Annotated in this window: 1 protein-coding gene; it reads left to right on the top strand. The window is 63.0% G+C overall.

The genetic code is table 11. The features are described 5' to 3' along the window. Positions 1 to 230: FCD domain-containing protein (locus tag IF54_RS0139250; protein WP_037821301.1), on the top strand; the 230-nt coding region annotated here is incomplete at both ends.

Here is a 230-nt window from a genome sequence, read left to right as displayed (position 1 = left end):
CGGGCAGTGAGGGTGTTGCTGCTTTGGAGGCTTTGTGTGCGGAGGGGGAGAGGGCCGTTGCTGCGGATGATGTGGATGCGGCGGTGGGTTTGAATGCGCTTTTTCATGCGAAGGTGATGGAGTTGGCGGGTAATGCGGTGTTGGCGGAGTTGGCGGGGCAGGTGGATCGTCGGGTGCGGTGGTATTACACGCCGATCGCCCGGCAGCGTGGTCGGCAGTCCTGGATCGAG

The sequence above is a fragment of the Streptomyces sp. NRRL B-3229 genome, from assembly GCF_000719505.1.
Lineage (GTDB): Bacteria > Actinomycetota > Actinomycetes > Streptomycetales > Streptomycetaceae > Streptomyces > Streptomyces griseorubiginosus.
The sequence above is the reverse complement of the archived record's forward strand: the minus strand, read 5'-3'. Positions and strand labels throughout refer to the sequence as shown.